The sequence below is a fragment of the Embleya sp. NPDC025285 genome (assembly GCF_055558835.1).
Genome location: NZ_JBVHLU010000002.1, coordinates 240,214 through 259,101 on the forward strand (window position 1 = coordinate 240,214; position 18,888 = coordinate 259,101).

At 72.0% G+C, this 18,888-nt stretch carries 14 protein-coding genes; 7 read left to right on the top strand and 7 right to left on the bottom strand.

Annotated features, from left to right (window positions below):
• The first annotated feature begins 137 nt into the window (after window positions 1-137).
• The gene (gene serC / locus ACZ4FV_RS02640) at window positions 138-1,256 is read left to right on the top strand and encodes a phosphoserine transaminase (RefSeq protein ID WP_395873375.1); all 1,119 of its coding nucleotides are present in this window, start codon (window positions 138-140) and stop codon (window positions 1,254-1,256) included.
• Between the two features lie 71 nt (window positions 1,257-1,327).
• Here the strand turns inward: serC and ACZ4FV_RS02645 are convergent, their stop codons facing one another.
• Window positions 1,328-2,383, bottom strand: coding sequence for a hypothetical protein (locus tag ACZ4FV_RS02645; protein ID WP_395873376.1), 1,056 nt, complete (start codon window positions 2,381-2,383; stop codon window positions 1,328-1,330).
• A gap of 155 nt (window positions 2,384-2,538) precedes the next feature.
• Between ACZ4FV_RS02645 and ACZ4FV_RS02650 the strand changes: the two genes are divergently transcribed.
• Entirely contained in the window at window positions 2,539-3,276 is a 738-nt protein-coding gene (locus ACZ4FV_RS02650) for a 3-keto-5-aminohexanoate cleavage protein (RefSeq protein ID WP_395873377.1), read from the top strand.
• Window positions 3,277-3,507: 231 nt separating this feature from the next.
• On the opposite strand, the gene ACZ4FV_RS02655 is transcribed toward ACZ4FV_RS02650, so the two are convergent.
• The 4 genes from ACZ4FV_RS02655 to ACZ4FV_RS02670 all read right to left on the bottom strand — a co-directional run bounded on the left by ACZ4FV_RS02655 (window position 3,508) and on the right by ACZ4FV_RS02670 (window position 8,340).
• Window positions 3,508-4,266, bottom strand: a complete 759-nt coding sequence (locus tag ACZ4FV_RS02655; RefSeq protein WP_395873378.1) for a maleylpyruvate isomerase family mycothiol-dependent enzyme — start codon at window positions 4,264-4,266, stop codon at window positions 3,508-3,510.
• A gap of 108 nt (window positions 4,267-4,374) precedes the next feature.
• Complete coding sequence (locus tag ACZ4FV_RS02660) at window positions 4,375-5,679, bottom strand: MFS transporter (protein ID WP_395873379.1); 1,305 nt, start codon at window positions 5,677-5,679, stop codon at window positions 4,375-4,377.
• Window positions 5,680-5,766: 87 nt separating this feature from the next.
• Window positions 5,767-6,168 carry a MarR family winged helix-turn-helix transcriptional regulator gene (locus ACZ4FV_RS02665; protein ID WP_395873381.1) on the bottom strand — a complete coding sequence of 134 codons (402 nt, stop codon included), beginning with the start codon at window positions 6,166-6,168 and terminating at the stop codon, window positions 5,767-5,769.
• 717 nt (window positions 6,169-6,885) lie between these two features.
• A complete protein-coding gene (locus ACZ4FV_RS02670; protein ID WP_395874633.1) occupies window positions 6,886-8,340 on the bottom strand; it encodes an NCS2 family permease in 1,455 nt (484 codons plus the stop codon).
• A gap of 176 nt (window positions 8,341-8,516) precedes the next feature.
• Between ACZ4FV_RS02670 and ACZ4FV_RS02675 the strand changes: the two genes are divergently transcribed.
• Both ACZ4FV_RS02675 and ACZ4FV_RS02680 read left to right on the top strand, forming a co-directional pair.
• On the top strand, window positions 8,517-9,578 hold the full coding sequence (locus ACZ4FV_RS02675) for a hypothetical protein (protein ID WP_465321662.1): 1,062 nt from the start codon (window positions 8,517-8,519) through the stop codon (window positions 9,576-9,578).
• Between the two features lie 170 nt (window positions 9,579-9,748).
• Entirely contained in the window at window positions 9,749-12,079 is a 2,331-nt protein-coding gene (locus ACZ4FV_RS02680) for a cation-translocating P-type ATPase (RefSeq protein WP_402233803.1), read from the top strand.
• 90 nt (window positions 12,080-12,169) lie between these two features.
• Here the strand turns inward: ACZ4FV_RS02680 and ACZ4FV_RS02685 are convergent, their stop codons facing one another.
• Window positions 12,170-15,244: a sacsin N-terminal ATP-binding-like domain-containing protein gene (locus ACZ4FV_RS02685; RefSeq protein WP_402233802.1), complete on the bottom strand. Its 3,075-nt coding sequence runs from the start codon at window positions 15,242-15,244 to the stop codon at window positions 12,170-12,172.
• Window positions 15,245-15,458: 214 nt separating this feature from the next.
• Here ACZ4FV_RS02685 and ACZ4FV_RS02690 point away from each other — a divergent pair, with 214 nt between their 5' ends.
• A complete protein-coding gene (locus tag ACZ4FV_RS02690; protein WP_395874625.1) occupies window positions 15,459-15,716 on the top strand; it encodes a hypothetical protein in 258 nt (85 codons plus the stop codon).
• Between the two features lie 134 nt (window positions 15,717-15,850).
• Here the strand turns inward: ACZ4FV_RS02690 and ACZ4FV_RS02695 are convergent, their stop codons facing one another.
• Window positions 15,851-16,702, bottom strand: coding sequence for a DUF3027 domain-containing protein (locus ACZ4FV_RS02695; RefSeq protein ID WP_395874637.1), 852 nt, complete (start codon window positions 16,700-16,702; stop codon window positions 15,851-15,853).
• 134 nt (window positions 16,703-16,836) lie between these two features.
• Here ACZ4FV_RS02695 and ACZ4FV_RS02700 point away from each other — a divergent pair, with 134 nt between their 5' ends.
• Together ACZ4FV_RS02700 and ACZ4FV_RS02705 are read left to right on the top strand one after the other, a co-directional pair.
• A complete protein-coding gene (locus ACZ4FV_RS02700; protein WP_395874623.1) occupies window positions 16,837-18,417 on the top strand; it encodes an MFS transporter in 1,581 nt (526 codons plus the stop codon).
• 10 nt (window positions 18,418-18,427) lie between these two features.
• Window positions 18,428-18,886, top strand: coding sequence for a DUF2771 domain-containing protein (locus ACZ4FV_RS02705; RefSeq protein ID WP_395874621.1), 459 nt, complete (start codon window positions 18,428-18,430; stop codon window positions 18,884-18,886).
• Window positions 18,887-18,888: the final 2 nt, after the last annotated feature.

Sequence of the window (18,888 nt, forward strand, 5' to 3'; positions counted from 1 at the left end):
GACCCGACCGTCGAACGCCCGCCGCCGGGCGCGTGTCGCCCACCCGTCGAGACGCCCCCGTGCCACATGCCGGGCGCGATCGTCTCATTGTGCGGAATACACATCACCCACGAATCGGACACGACTACGCTCTCCGCGTGGCCGAGATCCAGATTCCCGCAGCGCTCATGCCCGCCGACGGCCGGTTCGGTTCGGGCCCGTCCAAGGTACGTCCCGAGGCACTCGCCGCTCTCGCGGCGACCGGTACCTCTCTCCTGGGCACCTCGCACCGGCAGGCGCCGGTGAAGAACCTGGTGCGCCGGGTTCGCGAAGGTGTCGGCAGCCTGTTCTCCCTGCCCGAGGGCTACGAGGTGATCCTGGGCAACGGCGGCGCCACCGCCTTCTGGGACATCGCCGCGTTCGGCCTGGTCGAGCGCAAGTCCCAGCACCTGTCGTTCGGCGAGTTCTCCTCCAAGTTCGCCACATCGGTCAAGGCCGCGCCGTGGCTGGAGGAGCCGACGGTGATCAAGTCGGAGCCGGGCACGCACCCGCTGCCGCAGGCCGAGGCGGGCGTGGACGTGTACGCCCTGACCCACAACGAGACCTCGACCGGTGTCGCGATGCCCATCGCCCGGCCGGCCGGCGCCGACACGGGCTCGCTGGTGCTCGTCGACGCGACCTCCGCGGCGGGCGGGCTGCCGGTGGACGCGGCCGAGACCGACGTGTACTACTTCGCACCGCAGAAGAACTTCGCCGCCGACGGCGGTCTGTGGCTCGCCGCGTTCTCGCCGGCCGCGCTGGAGCGCGCGCAGCGGATCGCCGCGTCGGACCGCTACATCCCGCCGTTCTTCGACCTGGCCACCGCGATCGACAACTCGGTCAAGGACCAGACCTACAACACGCCGGCGCTGAGCACGCTGTTCCTGCTCGCCGACCAGCTCGACTGGATCAACGGGCAGGGCGGCCTGGACTGGGCCGTCGGGCGCACCGCCGACTCGTCGGGCCGGCTGTACGGGTGGGCCGAGAAGTCCTCGTACGCGAGCCCGTTCGTGACCGACCCGGCGGCCCGCTCGCAGGTGGTCGGCACGATCGACTTCGCCGACTCGGTGGACGCGGCGGCGGTGGCCAAGGTGCTGCGCGCGAACGGCATCGTGGACACCGAGCCCTACCGCAAGCTGGGCCGCAACCAGCTCCGGGTGGCGATGTTCCCGGCCGTCGAGCCGGCCGACGTCGAGGCGCTGACCGCGTGCGTCGACTACGTGATCGAGCAGCTCTGATCCGCGTTCGCGGCGCCTGAGGGGCCGCCGCCCCGGACCGAACCGGTCCCGGGGCGGCGGCCCTTCGGCGATCAGGCCCGGTTCCGGCCGCCGAGGCGGCGATACGCGAAGAACAGCACCACCAGGCCGACCACGGCCAGCACACCCGGGCCGTACGTCTTGGCCTTGTCCATCCCGGAATCGCCGTCGCTCTCGTCGCCGGCGGCCGTGCTCGCGTCGCTGGAGGCGGTGCCGCCGGCCGACTCTGCTCCGGGCTTGGCACCGGATCCGGCGCGCACCGAATCCGGCCGGTTGTCGCCCTTGAGCTCGACCCGGCGCACCTGGCTGCCCTTGCCCTCGCTGCCGAACAGCAACTCCTTGCCGTCCCGGCTCCACGCGACCGACTCGCCCTGGCGCTGGATCGGCACGGAGACCCCGGCCAACTCCTTGCCCGGCGCGGCGAACACGGTGGCGGAGAAGTAGCCGCGCAACACGAACCGCGACCCGTCCGGCGCGAACGCGCCGTCGGTCACCGTCGAGCCTCCGGCGGAGATCCGCTTGAAGGTGTTGATCCCGGTCGCGGAGAGCTGCTCGGGCTGCTCGTACAGGCCGCCCTCGGCCTCCTTGCTCGCGATGTAGAGCTTGTTCGTGCGCGGGTCCAGCAGCAGCGCCTCGGCGTCGCGCGGGCCGTTGTCGTACTTGACCCGGAATTTGGTCGGCTTGACCGTCGCGTCGGCCAGCGTCGCGGGCTCGGCGAAGCGGTAGATCCACACCTCGGGCCACTTGCCGTGCAGGTTGTCGCCGATGTCGCCGACGAACAGCGCGGGCTTGCCCGCGTCGTCCTTGCCGACCGTGATCGCCTCCCAGTCCCGCGCGTCCACACCGGACAGCGTGATGGTCGCCTTGGTGGCGCCGTCCTTGCCTATCGCGTAGATCCTGGGCGCGTCGGAGCTGTCGTTGTGCGTCCAGTAGACGTCCGGGTGTTGCGCGCTGGCCACCAGGCCGCTGGACTCGGTGATCCGCTCGTCCTTGATGGTCAACAACACGTCCGAATCGGCCGCCGCCGACGCCGGTACCGCCACCGCCAGGGCAACGGCCGCCGTCAGGGCGCCGAGGCCGCGCATCCGGCGCTTTCCCACGCGCTTCACCCGTCCCGTCCTGTCATGGGTCCAGCCTGCCGGCCCGGCCCCGGTCCCCGTCGGGTCGGGGACCACTTTGCGACGGCTCGGCTGAAGCCATTGCGGTTTGCCGTGTGTCGGGGATGGGATGGGAGCTTCGTGGGCGTCGGCATCCGGAGTCTTCCATGACACTTGTCAAGGCATGTCTGAACGGCACACGGCGCCCCGAGGAGCACCCGGCGCTTCCGCTGACACCGGCGCAGATCGCCGCGGACAGTCGAGCCGCGGTGGCCTCGGGCGCGTCCATCGTGCATGTGCACCCGCGCGGGCGCGACGGTCGGGAGAGCCTGGCGCCGGACGTGATCGCGGCGGTGCTCCGGGCCATCCGGGGCGCGGCCCCGGGCGTGCCGATCGGTGTGAGCACGGGCGCGTGGATCGAGGCGGGCCCGGACGCCCGGCTGGCCGCGGTGCGGGCCTGGCGGGTGTTGCCCGACCTGGCCTCGGTCAACCTGTCCGAGCCGGGCTCGGTCGAACTCGCCCACGCGCTCGCGCACTTGGGTGTGGGGGTCGAGGCGGGGGTGTGGACCGAGGCCGACGCGGAGCTGCTGGTGGAGCAGGATCTGGCCGCGGTGTGCACCCGGATCCTGGTCGAGGTCGAACGCGCCGATCCGGTGGACGCGCTGGACGAGGCGGGACGCATCCTGACCGTCCTGGACCGGCACGACATCGGCGTGCCGCGCCTGTTGCACGGCGCGGACGAGTCCGCGTGGCCGGTCCTGGACGCCGCGATCGCGGCCGGCCTCGACACCCGGATCGGGCTGGAGGACACCCTGCTGGACCCGGAGGGCCGCCGGGTCCCGGGCAACGCGACGCTGGTCCGGATCGCCGCCGATCGGGTCCGCGCGGCGGGCAACCCGCACTGATCCGCGGTCTCGGGGCCGGCCCGGCTCCGACGTTGTCGCCCGCACCCGCGGTCGGCACGTCGGCGCAGGGGCGCGGACGCGTCAGCGCATGAGCGCGCCGATGATCACGGCGATGAGCAGGAGGGCCAGGGTGGCCGTGACGACGCGGGTTCTGGTGCGGGGATTCACGCCCCAGAGCCTACGCGGCGCGGGCGCGCGACCGAATTCCGGTCGGGCGCCCGCGCTCGCGGGTCAGACCATCGAGGCCGCCAGACGGCGGCGGAAGGCGGTCAACACGGTGCGGTCGCCGGTCTGCGAGACGACCGAGCCGGGCCTGCGGCCCCACAGGTAGAGGAGCAGTTCGGCGGGCTCGCCGGTGACCGCCGCGTCCGTGAACCCCTGGTCGCGGGACATGCTCACGCCGGAGCGCTGCATGGTCAGCCGCCAGTGGTGCCGGTTGCTGTGCACGCCGATCGTGCGCCCGCTCGCGCCGTCCTTGGCGCGGCCGTCGTAGTGCGCCGGGAGCAGGACCCCCAGCACTTCGTCGATGCCGTCCAGGGCCTGCTGGGCGTCCAGCGGTCCCGGGGTGCCGACGGCCATCTCGATGTCGGCGCGATGCACGGCGGCCTCGCGCGCCATCCGGCGGATCAGGAAGCCGGCGGTGCCCGGGTCGGGTCCCCCGCTCTCCACGCCCTCCGCGACGCCGGGTTCGAGGTCCTCCCCCTCGATCGGGTCGAGCGGGTCCCGCCGGGCCATCTCGGTCACGAGCGCCGCGTGCGCCCGGGTGTAGGTGTCGAGCAGTTCCCCCTTGTTCGCGCCGCCCGCGACCGGGCGACGCTCCGGGCGCAGTTGCCCGGTGGCGCTGTTGTACATGAGCACGGAATGTCGCACGACGTCGGCGACCGTCCAACCGGGACAGGACGGTACCGGCGCGTCCATGTCCGTGACGGCCGCCTGGCCCAAGCGGAGACCCTCCGCCTGGAACAGGTGCTGGAACCGCACGTAGTCCATCGTTCAAGGATTCCAGCGTTCCGGGTGACGTGTCGATGGCCTGGGTCACCCCAGGGCGTGAATCCCTCGTCAAGAAAAGGTGTATCGCACACCTGTGCTGACGCTGTGTCAGATCTTGACCACGGGATTACCGAACTCCGACCGTGTCGCCGTGGCTGCCGGCGCCGCCGGCCTCATGGCGCGCACCACCGTGCTCGGCCGCAGCCGGATCCCGGCGTGCCGGGCGAGCAGCGCGCCGACCACGAGCGCCGCGGCCAGCGAGATCAGGCCGCCCACGAGCAACCCGGTACGCGGTCCGAAACTCTCCGCCAGCCAACCCGTCAGCGGGCCGCCCAGCGGGGTGCCGCCCATGAACACGAGCATGTAGATGCCCATCACCCGACCACGCATCGCCGGGTCGCTGCCCAGTTGCACGGTCGAGTTGGCCGCCGTGTTGAAGGTCAGTCCGGCGATCCCGATCGGCACCAGGAGCAGCGCGAAGCTCCAGTAGCCGGGCATCAGCGCGGCGATCGTCTCCAGCAGGCCGAACGCGATCGCGGCGCCGACCAGGACCCGCAACCGGGTCCGGCCGCGCTTGGCGGCGAACAGCGCGCCCGCCAGCGAGCCGACCGCGAACACCGTGTTCAGCAGCCCGAACGAGCCGGGTCCGGCGTGGAAGACGTCGTTGGAGAAGGCCGCGAGGGTGACCGCGAAGTTGTAGCCGAAGGTGCCGATGAAGCCCACCAGCGCGATCGCCACCAGCAGGTCCGGACGGCCGCGCACATAGCGCAGCCCCTCGCGGAGCTGGCCCTTCTCGCGCGACACCACCGGCATCGTGCGCAGCTCGGACTCGCGCATGGCCAACAGGCCGAGCAGCACCGCGATGTAGGACACCGCGTTGACCGCGAAAACCCACCCGGTGCCGATCGCGGTGATCAGCAGACCGCCGACGGCGGGGCCGACGATCCGGGCGAGCTGGAAGTTGGCCGAGTTCAGGCTGACCGCGTTGGCCAGGTCCTTGCGACCGACCATCTCGATCACGAACGCCTGGCGCGCGGGGTTGTCCACCGCGGTGGCCATGCCGAGACCGAACGCGAGCAACCACACGTGCCACACCTGGACGGCGTCGCTCAACACCAGGACCGCCATCACGGCGGCGAGCAGACCCATCACGGTCTGCGTACCGATCAACAACAGGCGCTTGCGGTAGCGGTCGGCGATCACGCCGCCCCACAGGCCGAACAGCAGCATGGGCAGGAATTGCAGCCCGGTGGTCACACCCAGCGCGGTCGCGCTGCCGGTGAGCTTGAGCACCAGCCAGTCCTGCGCGATGCGTTGCATCCAGGTGCCCGTGTTCGACACGGTCTGGCCGGCGGCGAACAGCCGGAAGTTGCGGTTTCGTAGTGATGAGAAGGTGCCGGCTGTCGCCGCCACGGGCTCCCCTTTCGTCGTACGTTCGGCCGAGGCCGGATGAACATCCGTCCCTGAACCGAACCGCGACGCGGGGCGCCTGAGCAGGCCCTAGGCCTGCGCCAGCTTCTCCAGCACCGGCAGGGCCGCGCGCAACGCCTCGTTCTCCTCGGGCGTGAGCCGGGCCAGGTGTTCCGCCAGCCAGGCGTTGCCCAGCCTGCGGTTCTCCTCCACCACGGCGGCGGCGGGCTCGGTCGCGGAGACCACGACCTGCCTGCGGTCGTCGGCGTGCGGCTCACGCCGCACCAGGCCGCGCTCCTCCAGGCCGGCGATCACCCGCGTCATCGACGGCGGCTGCACCTTTTCCTGCCGGGCCAGTTCGCCCGGAGTCATGGCGCCGCGCACGACGAGCACGGTCAACACCGAGAGTTGGGTGGGACTCAGGGTCTCGTCGGCCCGCTGGTTGCGCAGGCGACGGGAGAGCTTCAGCACCGAGGCACGGAGGGCTGCCACCGTGGCACGGTCGGGTTCGGACGGGGACACGTTTCTTAGCTTAACTCTTTACTCTCGCTAACTTCCAATGGTTTACGTCCCAGGGATATTCCCGGGACGCGGGCAAGTTTCCACCGGCGACCTTCCCCCTCCTGAGCCCGACGGAGATCCACACCCCCGACGGCACCCCCGGTCCACGTCGGCGGTCCGCCGCCGACATCGCCGCCCCGGTCGCCTTCCTCCCCCGAACCGCCCAACCCCTGGCCACCTCCAGCGACTCCTACCTGGCCCCGCCACCCCTGACCCCCACAACCACCCCACCCGCCCCGCCCAACCCCCGGCGCGTCAGCGCCCCCGACCCGGCCCACCCCCACTGATCGACGCGCGAAGCGCGGAGAGCGGCGGAGCCGCAAGCTTGGGCTTCGTGACCCGGAGCGAAGCGGAGGGACACGAAGCCCCGAGCGAGGCGCCGCTTTTTCTTGGAGGAGCGAAGCGGGGGAAAGAAAAAGCGGTGCCTCGCGAGCCGGCGACGAAGTCGCCCAACAAACAGCAACGCCGCCCCGACGACCCCGGCCCACCGCCCCGCCGCCCCCACGACTCCCGCCCACCGCCCCCCTGTCTCCACGACTCGGCCCCCGGCCCATCGCCCCCCACGCCTCAGGCCCCCGACCCGTCTCCCCACCGCCCCACCCACACGCCCCCACACCCACCCCGCACCCCCACCCGCCCCACGCCCCCCTACTTCACCCCCAACACCTGCTCAATCGGATCGATCGCGAAATGCACCACAAACAAAGCCGACACGATCCACAACAACACCGGGATCTCCCGAGCCTTGCCGACCGCGCTGCGCAGCACGACGTACAGGATGAAGCCCGCGCCGATCCCGGTGGTGATGCTGTACGTGAAGGGCATCAGCGCGATGGTCACGAACGCCGGGGCGGCGACCGTCATGTCGTCCCACTCGATGTGCCTGATCTGCGTCATCATCAGCGCGCCGACCACGACCAGCGCCGGGGTGGCGGCCTGCGCGGGCACCAGCTTCGCCAACGGCGTGAACAACAGCGCGAGCGCGAACAGGCCGCCGGTGACCAGGTTGGCGAGGCCGGTCCGGGCACCTTCGCCGACACCCGCCGAGGATTCGACGAAGACCGTGTTGGAGGACGCCGAGGCGCCGCCGCCGGCGATCGCACCGACCGACTCGACGGTGAGGATGCGGCCCAGGTTCGGCACCTTGCCCTGCTTGTCGAGCAGTCCGGCCTCGCGGCTGACCCCGATGATGGTGCCCATGCCGTCGAAGAAGTTCGACAGCAGCAGCGTGAAGATCAGCAGCGACGCGGTGATGAAGCCGACCCGGCCGAACGCGCCGAACAGGTCCACGTTGCCGATCAGCCCGAAGTCGGGCGTGTCCACGACGCCGTCCGCCTCGGGCGCGGTCAGCCCCCAGGCCGCCTTGTCCAGGCCGGCCGCCTGGTGCACGATCACCGCGAGCACGGTCGAGGCGACCATGCCGATCAGGATCGCGCCCGGCACCTTGCGCACCACGAGCACGAACGTGAGCACCAGGCCGAAGCAGAAGACCACGGCCGGCCAACCCTGCAGCGTGCCGCCGCTGCCCAGCGCGACCGGCACGGTGGAGTTCACCTTGTCCGGCACCCTGGTCACCACGCCCGCGCTGACCAGGCCGACCAGGGTCACGAACAGGCCGATGCCGACCCCGATCGCCTGCTTGAGCACCAGCGGGATGGCGTTCATGATCGCCTCGCGCAGCCCGGTGGCGGCCAGGATCAACAGGCCGATGCCCTCCAGGACGACCAGGCCCATCGCCTCGTCCCAAGTGGTCTGCGGCGCGATCTGGAACGCGACCATCGCGTTGATGCCCAGTCCGGCGGCCAGCGCGAGCGGCATGTTGCCGATCAGGCCCATCAGGATGGTCATCACGGCGGCGACCAGAACGGTCGCTGTGACCAGTTGCGGCTGGGAGAGCTGCTGGTCGTACTTGTCGTGCGCGGAGCCGAGGATGATCGGGTTCAACACGACGATGTAGGCCATCGCGAAGAACGTGGCGAGCCCGCCGCGTATCTCGCGCAGCGGCGACGAGCCGCGCTCGGAGATCTTGAAGAAGCGGTCGAGGCCGCTCCTCGGCTTGTTGGGGGCCTGCGAATCGGTCGCGGTGGCGGCCTGGGGGGACATGCGGATCCTCGGAGCGTGGGAACGGGGAGTCAAGACACGCACACGGCACGTTGGGACCGGTACCGGGAGACCTGAAAAGGGTGCCAGACACCACAGCAAAAAAGGGAACCGGTCCCTCCGCTTGTTCGTCGGGACGCGCGCGGGGCCGATGTGGGCGGCCAAGTAGCCTAGGTTTCGTGAGCAGGCACGGGAGCGGGAAACGACGGCGCACCTCGCCGGATCCGGACGATACGGGCGCGACCCGCCCGAACGCGGCCTCGGGTCCCGTCCAGGACGCGTACGACGCGGGCTCTCACGGCAGCGGCGAATACACCGCCCACGACGCGCACGGCAGCGGCGAATACACCGCCTACGGCCCGAGCCCGAGCGCGCACGGCAGCGGCGAATACCAGGCATACGACCCCAACCCGGCAGCCCACGGCAGCGGCGAATACGCGGCCTACGGCCCGGGCACGAGCCCTCACAGCAGCGGCGAATACACCGCCCACGACGCGCACGGCAGCGGCGAATACACCGCCTACGACGCGAACGCCGACGCGCACGGCAGCGGCGAATACCAGGCATACGACCCCAACCCGGCAGCCCACGGCAGCGGCGAATACGCGGCCTACGGCCCGGGCACGAGCTCTCACAGCAGCGGCGAATACACCGCCCACGACGCGCACGGCAGCGGCGAATACACCGCCTACGGAGCCGAGACCTACCCGCAGGTGAGTCACCCGCCGGCCGAGCACGAGTCCGGCGGCTACGCGGCGGTATCCCCCTCGGGCGACTCCGGTGGCCACGCGGCGGTGTCCCCGCCGAGCGAGCCCGACCCGTACTCCCCCGACCCGAACCGCGGCGCGAGCGCCTACGACCCGGCCCTGGACCCTGCCCTCGGTCCGGCCCTGCCGGACGGCCGGACCACCGGGTCCGCCGCGACCGCCGGCCGGCCGAAAGCAGACGAGCCGAAGGCATCCGAGGCATCCGAGGCGTCGGCCGGGCCGCGCGCGGCCGAGGCCCCCGACCCGGACACCGGCATGCGCCCTCCGCCGCCTCCACACGAGGGCGACATCATCAAGCTCGTCGGCGTCGGCAGCCTGATCTGGTTCGCGCTGTTCGTGGCCGCGTGGCTGATGCGCGACACGCTCGAGGACGACGGCCGGGGCTGGTGGCCGTGGTGCGCGCTGGCCGGCTCGGGCCTGGGCCTGTTCGGACTCTGGTACTGCCGTCGACTGCAGAGCGCGCGCGAGGACTGAGCCGGACGCCGCCCCGGCCCCACCCGGAGCCCGGCGACCACTCGGCGCCGTCCACTCTCACGAAAAGACGGATAGTCACAGAGCCAACAAAGCAAATCGAACAACCTCGGAACGCCGACCACGGCACGAATAGCCACAGAATCCGACATTCACCAACGTAACGTCGGTACATGATCGAAGCCCCCGCCGTCCTCCCCGGGCTGACCACCGCCGAGGTCGCCGAACGCGTCGCGGACGGCCGCGTCAACGACGTCCCGACCCGGTCGAGCCGCAGCGCCTCGGCGATCGTCCGGGGCAACGTCCTCACCAGGTTCAACGCGATCATCGGCACCCTGTTCGTGGTGATCCTGATCGTCGGCCCGATCCAGGACGGCCTGTTCGGCCTGGTCATCGTCGCCAACACGGCGATCGGGATCATCCAGGAACTGCGCGCCAAGCGCACCCTGGACGCCCTGGCCGTGGTCGGCGAGGCCAAGCCGCGCGTACGCCGGGACGGGCACACCGCCGAACTGTCGGCACGCGAACTGGTCCTGGACGACGTGTGCGAACTGGGCGCGGGCGAACAGGTCCTGGTGGACGGCGTGGTGGTCGAGGCGGACGCGCTCGAACTCGACGAGTCGCTGCTCACCGGCGAGACCGACCCGGTCCACAAGAAGGTCGGCGACCAGGTGATGTCGGGCAGCTTCGTGGCCGCCGGCAACGGCGCCTTCCGGGCCGGCAAGGTCGGCCGCGACGCGTACGCGGCCCGGCTCGCCGAGGAGGCCGGGCGGTTCACCCTGGTCGACTCGGAGTTGCGCCGCGGGCTGGACCGGATCCTCACCTACGTGACCTGGTTGATGATCCCGGTGGGCATCCTGCTGATCATCAGCCAGTTGCGCACCGACGACGGCCTGCCCAACGCGCTGCGCGGCATGGTCGCGGGCCTGGTCACCATGGTCCCCGAGGGCCTGATGCTGCTCACCTCGGTCGCGTTCGCGGTCGGTGTGGTGCGTCTGGGGCGCAAGCAGTGCCTGGTCCAGGAGTTGCCCGCGATCGAGGGTCTGGCCCGGGTCGACGTGGTCTGCCTGGACAAGACCGGAACGCTCACCGAGGGCGGGATGGACGTGGCCGAGGTCCGCCCGCTCGACGACACGCTCCCGATCGACGCGGCCCTGGGGGCGCTGGGCGGCTCCGATCCGCGGCCGAACGCGAGTCTCCAGGCGATCGTGGACGCCTACCCCGCGCCGCCGGATTGGCCGGTCACCGACGTCGCCGCGTTCTCCTCGGCCCGCAAGTGGAGCGGCGCGAGCTTCGCGGACCACGGCACGTGGCTGCTCGGCGCGCCCGACGTACTGCTTGCCGAGGGCCACCCGGTGCTCGTACAGGTGGACGAACTGGGCGCGCGGGGGCTGCGGGTGCTCCTGCTGGCAACCGCGGACGCCTTGTCCGACGAGGCCGGCGGCCGGGCTCGGCCCGCCGCGCTGGTAGTGCTGCGGCAGCGGCTGCGCTCGGACGCCGCCGCGACGCTGCGCTACTTCGCGGGTCAGGACGTGGCGACCAAGGTGATCTCCGGCGACAACGCGCTCTCGGTCGGCGCGGTGGCCGCCGAGTTGGGCCTCGCGGGCGCCGAACACGCGGTGGACGCCCGCCGATTGCCCGAGGACCGGGCCGAACTCGGGCAGGCACTCGAGGACAACACCGTGTTCGGCCGGGTCACCCCGCAGCAGAAGCGGGCGATGGTCGCGGCCCTCCAGGCGCGCGGTCACACGGTCGCGATGACCGGCGACGGCGTCAACGACGTGCTCGCGCTCAAGGACGCCGACATCGGCGTCGCGATGGGCGCGGGCAGTGGCGCGAGCCGCGCGGTCGCGCAGATCGTGCTCCTGGACAACAGCTTCGCCACACTGCCCTCGGTGGTGGCCGAGGGCCGCCGGGTGATCGGCAACATCGAGCGGGTCGCGAACCTGTTCCTGGTCAAGACCGTGTACGCGCTGCTGCTGTCCCTGCTCACCGGCGTCGCGAGCGTGGTCTTCCCGTTCCTGCCCCGCCATCTGACCCTGATCGGCTCGCTCACCATCGGCGTACCGGCCTTCTTCCTCGCCCTGGCCCCGAACGCCGAGCGGGCCCGACCGGGCTTCGTGCCGCGCGTGTTGCGCTTCGCGATCCCCGGCGGCGTGGTCGCCGCGGCGGCCACGTTCCTGACCTACTGGCTGGCCCGCCTCAACCACGGCTCGAGTCTCGACCAGGACCGCACCAGCGCGGTGATCACCCTGTTCCTGGTCGCGATCTGGATCCTGGCGATCGTCGCCCGCCCGTACACGTGGTGGCGGATCGCGCTGATCGCGGCGATGGGGGCGGCCTTCCTGATCGCGCTCTACGTCCCGTTCGTGGCCGACTTCTTCGCGCTGTATCCGCAGGACCAGGGCAACAACGGCACGGCGGTGGGCATCGCGCTGATCGGCGCGGCCCTGCTCGAACTGGGCTGGCGCGTCTCCGGCTGGGTGCGGCGCCAACATGCCTAGGCGTGTCCGCGAGCCGCCGTCGGGCGATCGAGGAAACGCTCCGGGCCGCCCGGCGGTGAGGCCGGGCGTCCCGGAATGGTCGGGTCGCCCTCACACCCCGTCGAAGTCGCGTTCCGTGGCGAAGTGCGCGGCGTTCTCCGGGTGGGTGAGCAGTTGTTCCACCTCGAAGCGGCGGTGCCACTCCCCCGCCGCCCAGGCCAGGCCGCGGGCGACACCCTCGAACGTGGTGGCGTGCACCTGACCGTCGACGTAGCGCCAGTCCGCGTCGAGTTCGCTCTCGTTCGGGCCGGAGACGACCAGTTCCTCGTGCTCGAAGTACTCCTTGGGCGCGTCCGGCATCGCGGCCAGCACATCGTCGGGCACCTCGTGCCGGGTGCCCTCGGAGAGCACCTTGCCCGGGATCGTCTCGGACAGCAGCGGTACGTCGAGCAGGTCGGCCAGCGCCTCCGCGCGGTCCGGGCGGACCGGGAGCACCACGTGCGTGGCGTCGTCGGCGACCAGCGCCGCCAGGTCCGGCGCGTCGCCCACCAGTGCGTCCGCCACGTCGGCGACGGTCATCCGGCCGCCCGAGACGCCGCGCAGCTCGGTCGGCGCGGACAGCCGCTCCGGCGCGACGTCGGCGAGCGCGGTGTACAGCGCGCGAAGCTGATCGCGGGTCACGGGCCGCTCCGGGTCCGCCAGGCGCTCCAGGAGTTCGTCCGGGCCGTCCGGGTCGGTCAGCAGCGCCACAAGCGTCGTACGCACCCCCAGGGCGGTCAGGAAGACCGGGTCCAGGCTCGCCCGGACCTCGTCGTAGAGCCCGTGCAGCAGCCGATCCCCGTCGGCAGCGAGCAGACCCGCCGGACGCCGGCCGTCCAGCACCGGATGCCCGCGCAGCCACCACGCCGTGTACGAGGGCACCCGGGCCGTACCGCCGTCCGGCAACAGCACGTGCGCCGGCTCCGTCACCGCGGTGCGCAGCGGCGGCGTGGCGATCACCTCCAGCGCCTCGTCCCACGCGTCGTCGGCGACCAGGTCCAGATCGCGCACCGCGACGAAGGACGCCAGCACCGGCGGCACCCCCTGGTCCGGCATGTGGTCGAGCACGTCGTCGAGCCAGTCGTCCTCGGCGTCCAGGTCGTGGTCGCAGCCGTCGTGGTCGAGCACCACGTCGTCCTCCTGGACCAGGCCGAACGTGCCGAGCACGCCGACCGCCTCCAGCACGTCCTCGCCCCAGCGCTCGACCAGGTCCGGGTAGACGATGCCGAGCGCGTCCGGCTCGACCACCGCGGCGATCCGGCTGCCGGGCAACATCAGTTCGCCGGCCGGGACCGCGTCGCCGTCCACGTCCGGCAACAGCAGCGCGGACAACCACGGTTCGTCGCCGGGGCCGATCCGGGCGGCCCGGACCAGTTCCAGGATCGCGTCGGCGATGTCGTCGCCGTCCTCGCTCTCGGTCACCGCCGCGCGCACCGCGGGGTCGGCGAGCACCGCGCGCGGGGTGGCCCGGATCGCGCCGAGTCGCTCCAGCAGCGGGTGGGTCGCCTCGGGGTGCGCGACCCGCAGCCGGAGCACGTCCAACGCGGCCAGGTCCGGGCTGTCCGGGCAGGGCAGCAGGATCCCGCGCGGCCCGCGCACCACCCGCCCGTCCGCGAGCGGCACCGGCAGCGCGCCCAGCGCGTCCCGTGCGGCCGGGTCGAACGCGTCGTAGAGGTCGCGCCACCAGGCCGGCTCCCGGTCCATGCCGGCCAACTGGTCGACCACCTCGGCCAGCGGCAACCGGCGCACCCCCAGCACCCGCAGCGCCGCGCTGCGGTCCAGACCCGCGGGCAGCAACCCGGCCACCACCGGCGCCAGCGCGTCGACCAGGCCCGGGCCGGCGGTCTCGATCAGCACCGCGTCGCGTGGGCGCAGCAGGTCGCGGTCGCGCGCGGCGGTGCCGCGGTCGAGCAGCAGCGCGTCCGGGTCGTCCGGCTCGGCCTCGGAGGCGGGCGCGGCGGCGGGCAGGAACGCGGTGTCGGCGAGCCGGGTCAACACCCGGTGCCGCAGCAGCCCGTCCAGTTCGCCCTCGGCGGTCGGCCCGGGCACCAGGCTCAGGATGCCGGTGGTGGAGGTCGGCCAGGTGCCCAGCAGGGTGGCGTAGGTCTCCGCGGCCCGCTCGATCAGGAAGTCGCGCAGCGGGCCGGGCGCGGTGTGCCGGCGGGTCGGGTCCAGCGGGAAGGACGCGACGAGCAGCGCGGGCAGCCCCAGCGGCTCGTCCGTGGGCGTGGGGGCGTGCACCACGGGGCGCACGCCCGGTCGGCGCGGCTGATCGGCGGCGTCCAGCGGCACGGCCCACAGCACCGACCACGCGGCCCGGCGGCGCTCCTCGGTGGGCCGGTCGGCGAGCAGTTCGGGTTCGAGCGCGCCGCCGTCCTCGGCGACCCGCCAGCGGGTCTCCACCCCGTCGTCGCCGACCACGAGCGCGCCGCCGTCGGCGCGGCTGGTCAGCGTGCGCACGCCGTCCGGGGTCTCGATCACGATCTCGCCGATGCGGCGCAGCGTCAGCAACAGCGCGTCGTCGATCTCGGCGAGCAGCCGCGCGGTCAGGTCCACCGCGGCGCCGTCGCGCAGCGGCAGTACGACGCAGGTGTCGTAGCCCTCGGGCGGGGTGCCCTCGGCCGGCATCGGCAGCCGCAGGACCGGCACGCCACCGTCGCGGCGGGCCAGTTCGTCGGTCAATCCGGCGTTGGCCCGGGCCCGTTCGGCGACCAGGTCGCGGGCCTCCTGCAGGGACCAGCGCACGCCGCCGGTGCGCGAGAGCACGCACGGCTCGTCGCTGACCGCGAGCACCGCGGCGAAGCCGACGCCGAACCGGCCGACCGCCTCGGGTCCGTCGTCGCGCTTGGCCGAGGCGCGCAGTGTGGACAGCGCCTCGACCCCCTGCGCGTGCAGCGGATCGCCGGTGTTGGCCGCGACCAGGACGCCGTCGCGCAGGGTCAGCCGCAGCCGCCCCGGCACGTTCGCCCGAGCCGCGGCGTCGGCGGCGTTCTGCGCCAGTTCGACCACCAGGCGGTCGCGATAGCCGCCGAGGGCGAGTTCCTCCTCGGCGTTCGCGTCCTCCCGAAAACGCGCGGGCGACGCGACCCACGCGTCCAGTACGGCTCGCCGAAGCGAAGCGGTGCCAAAGCGGTCCTCGATGCCCATGCCGTGCGCCGTCCCTCGTTCGCGGATGTGGCCGGAACCCTATTGCGTTTCCGGGCACGCGGCTTCCCGGCGATCCCACGGTGCGGACGGCGGTGGATCAAGTCACACAAAATCCACACATTCGACCGGCCGCAAACCCCCTGGCGAGAGCGGAGCGTTCGGATGTAGACACAACGGGTGGGGAAACCCCACTCGGCTACGGAAGGGGAGAAACGTGGCTACCTACCGCACACAGATCCAATGGGGCGGCGCGGACGCGGCCTGGCACGACGACGCGGACCTCGCGATCGTCGTGCAGAGTCGCAACGCCGTGGTGCCGGACAAGGCCCGCCCCGCGACGGGCACCCAGCTCTCCTGGTCCGGCCCGCAGGGCAACGCGACCATCACCTTCTTCGACGACGGCGCGCGTTTCCAGGGCTCCGCGCAGTTCCCGGGCGAGGGCCCGGTCGGCTTCCGGGGCCAGGCACGCTAGACCCGGACCCGAAACGACCCGAAGCCGCCACCGGATCGGTGGCGGCTTCGGCCGGTCGGGCGGGTCGGGTGATTCGGACGGGTCGACGAAGTCGGGCGTGTCGCCCGACGTCGTGGGCACGTGTGCGTGATCGATCAGGAGTGGCCCAGTTGGTCCTCGCCGGGCTGCAAGGTGTCCTCGTCCACCGAGCTCTCGACCGGGCGGATCCGCACGGTCTCGATCCGGTACTCGTCCAGGGACAGTTCGGCGGCGGGCGTCGCGGCGGGCATGACCGCCGCTTCCGAATGACCACCGCAGCCGTAGGCGAGCGAGACCATCCGGCCGTCGGCGGGCGAGTACTCGTTGGCGCACACTCCGAACGCCTGCCCGAGCGGGCCGCCGACCTTGACCAGGAATCCACAACTCGTGCAGTGCGCCGGGGCGGCCTGGGCCATCGGCGTGGCTCGGCCGAAGTGCTCGTCCCAGCGGTCTGCGGCCAGGTCGCGGCCGACCGGCGACAGGACGCGCACGCGCCCTTGTCCCAGTTCGTACGCGACCGCCTTGGGACCGAGCGCGATCGGCTCGGTCAATTCCTCCTCTGTCTCGTCCGCTCCGGTGTAACCGAATTCGAGACGGGGGTCGTCGGCGTCGGTGGGCAACAGGTCGCCCACGCCGAGGTCGCCGGGACGAAGGCGCTCGTTCCACGGCACCCAGGCAGGCGCGAGCAGCGCCTCGGGTCCCGGGACGAGGACGGTTTCGTCCACGGTCACCAGCTTGGCGCGGGGCGCACGGGCAACGGTCACCGCCCAGCGCCAGCCGTGATAGGCGGACTCGCGGCACGCGAACAGGTGGGTGACCAGGCGATCACCATCCACCTGAACACCCAGATGCTCGCCGACGGAGTCCTGACCTGCGGCTTCCTCGGCGGCAGCGAAGGCAAGATCAACCGCCTCGGCGCAGAGGCGGTCCGGGGTTCGACTACGGGTCGCGGCACTCACGAGAGTGATTCTCTCTCACGCGTCGAAGGTCTCCACCGCCGATACCCTCAAAACACGTCCGATTCCCGAACGGGCGCGCGGAGCGAGCCCTTCCTGGCGTGTCGCGACCGCATCAACCGAGGGAGCGAGGGCAGGATCCCGGCGTGGCAGCCTCCAAGACCACCACCGCATCACGGCGCACCATTCGTGCGCCTGGCTCGACCCGTGGGTCGTACGCCAAGAACCGAGGTCCGGCGCGTCGCGCGCTGGGCTGGTTCGGCGGACTCTTCACCGGCGGCTTCGGCAAACTACGCGGCGCGGCCCGGGCCAAGGGGGCCGGTGAAAGCGGCCTCGCCAAGCTGATCGAGCTGCATCTGATCAACAACGCGGGCGACGCGCTGGTGACCATGGCCCTGGCCACGACCGTGTTCTTCTCGGTGCCCACCGGCGAGGCGCGCGACCGGGTCGCGATGTACCTGCTGATCACTCTCGCGCCGTTCGCGCTGCTGGCCCCGGTGCTGGGTCCGATCCTGGACCGGATGCGCCGCGGTCGCCGCGTCGCGATGGCGGTGGCGATGCTGGTCCGGGTGGGGCTGTGCTGGCTGATGGCCGGCTCGGTGAACAACGGTGGGCTCGAGTTGTATCCGGCCGCGTTCGGCGTCCTGGTCTCCTCGAAGGTGTACGGGGTCAGCCGCAGCGCGGTGGTGCCCCGGCTGCAACCGCGTTCGGTCTCGCTGGTCAAGGCGAACTCGCGGATCACCATGTTCGGCCTGATCGGCACCATGGGCGCGGCACCCGTCGCGGGCGGCCTCAAGTACGCGTTCGGCACACCCGGGATCCTGTACGGCGCGTGTGTCGTGTTCACCTTCGGCGCGATCCTGGCACTCACCCTGCCCGCCAAGGTCGACTCGGCCGAGGGCGAGGACCGGGCCTCCTTCACCGCCGAGGCGCCCGGCGTCGAGCACAAGCGCAAGGTGTCGCTGACCAAGTTGCGGGCGGGGCGGGACGGGGGCACGACCGAGACGGTGCCCGAGTCCGGGATCGAGGAGTCGCTCGAGGGGTCGGTCGAGGGCGGGCCGGGTGTGCGCGGCGAGCGCGAGAGCGGCCGCAAGCCGGTCCGGGTCAAGACCTCGCGACGGCTGCGCAGCGTGGGCCCGTCCGTGGTCCAGGCACTGTGGGCGAACGCGGCGATGCGCGGCTTCTCCGGCTTCCTGATCATGTTCCTCGGCTTCCTGATGCGACAGCACCCGGTGGCCGACCTGTCCGCGACCCAGGCCACCATCGCGGTGGTGGTCGCCGCCGCCGTCGGCAACGCGGTCGGCACCGCGCTCGGGGCCTGGCTCAAGTCCCGTGCACCGGAGGCGATCATCGTCGGCGTACTGCTGATGTCCGCGTCCTGCGCGGCCTGGGCGGCGGTGATGTACAGCCTGGTCACCGTGCTCTCGGTGGCGGCCGTGGCCGGTCTCGCGCAGGCACTGGGCAAGCTCTCGCTGGACGCGATGATCCAGCGCGACATCCCCGAGGAGGTGCGCACGTCGGCCTTCGCCCGGACCGAGACCGCTCTCCAGGTGGCGTGGGTGATCGGCGGCGGCATCGGCATCGCGCTGCCCCTGAACGGCACGCTGGGGATGAGCGTGGCGGCCGGCGTGCTCACGCTGGCGCTGGTGGTCGTGGGCCGCAAACTGACGACTCGCCGGGCGCGTCGCAAGCGGTCCCCCGGCATCCGGCTGCGGGCCGCCCGGTAATCTTCCGATCATGAAGACTCGCCGCCCTGCCGCGCTCGCCGGCGCCGCCGTCCTGGGCGCGCTCGCCCTGACGGGTTGCAACATCGACAAGCCCACCCCGTTGGTGACCCTGGTCAGCGGGACCACGTCGGTTCACTCCGAGGCCGAGTGCTACAAGGAGAACGGCACGCTCGCGGAGACGAAGGTCGAGGGCTGCCTGAACGAGACCAAGGTCAAGAAGATCTCGGTCTCCGAGGGCGGCGCCTTCTCGGTCGGCGTGGACCAGAAGATCGCCGACGCCGGTTGGCTGCTCCTGGTGAACGGCAAGCAGCAGTCGTCCACCCCGATCAAGTCCACGTACTTCTCGGGCCTTCGGCTGAACTACGGCGCGCCGGAGAAGGACAGCGAGCCGCTGATCGTGCAGGTCGTGCAGCCGGACGGCAAGCAGGGTTACCGCGGCATCTGGGCCTTCAAGGTCGAGAAGAAGTAGCC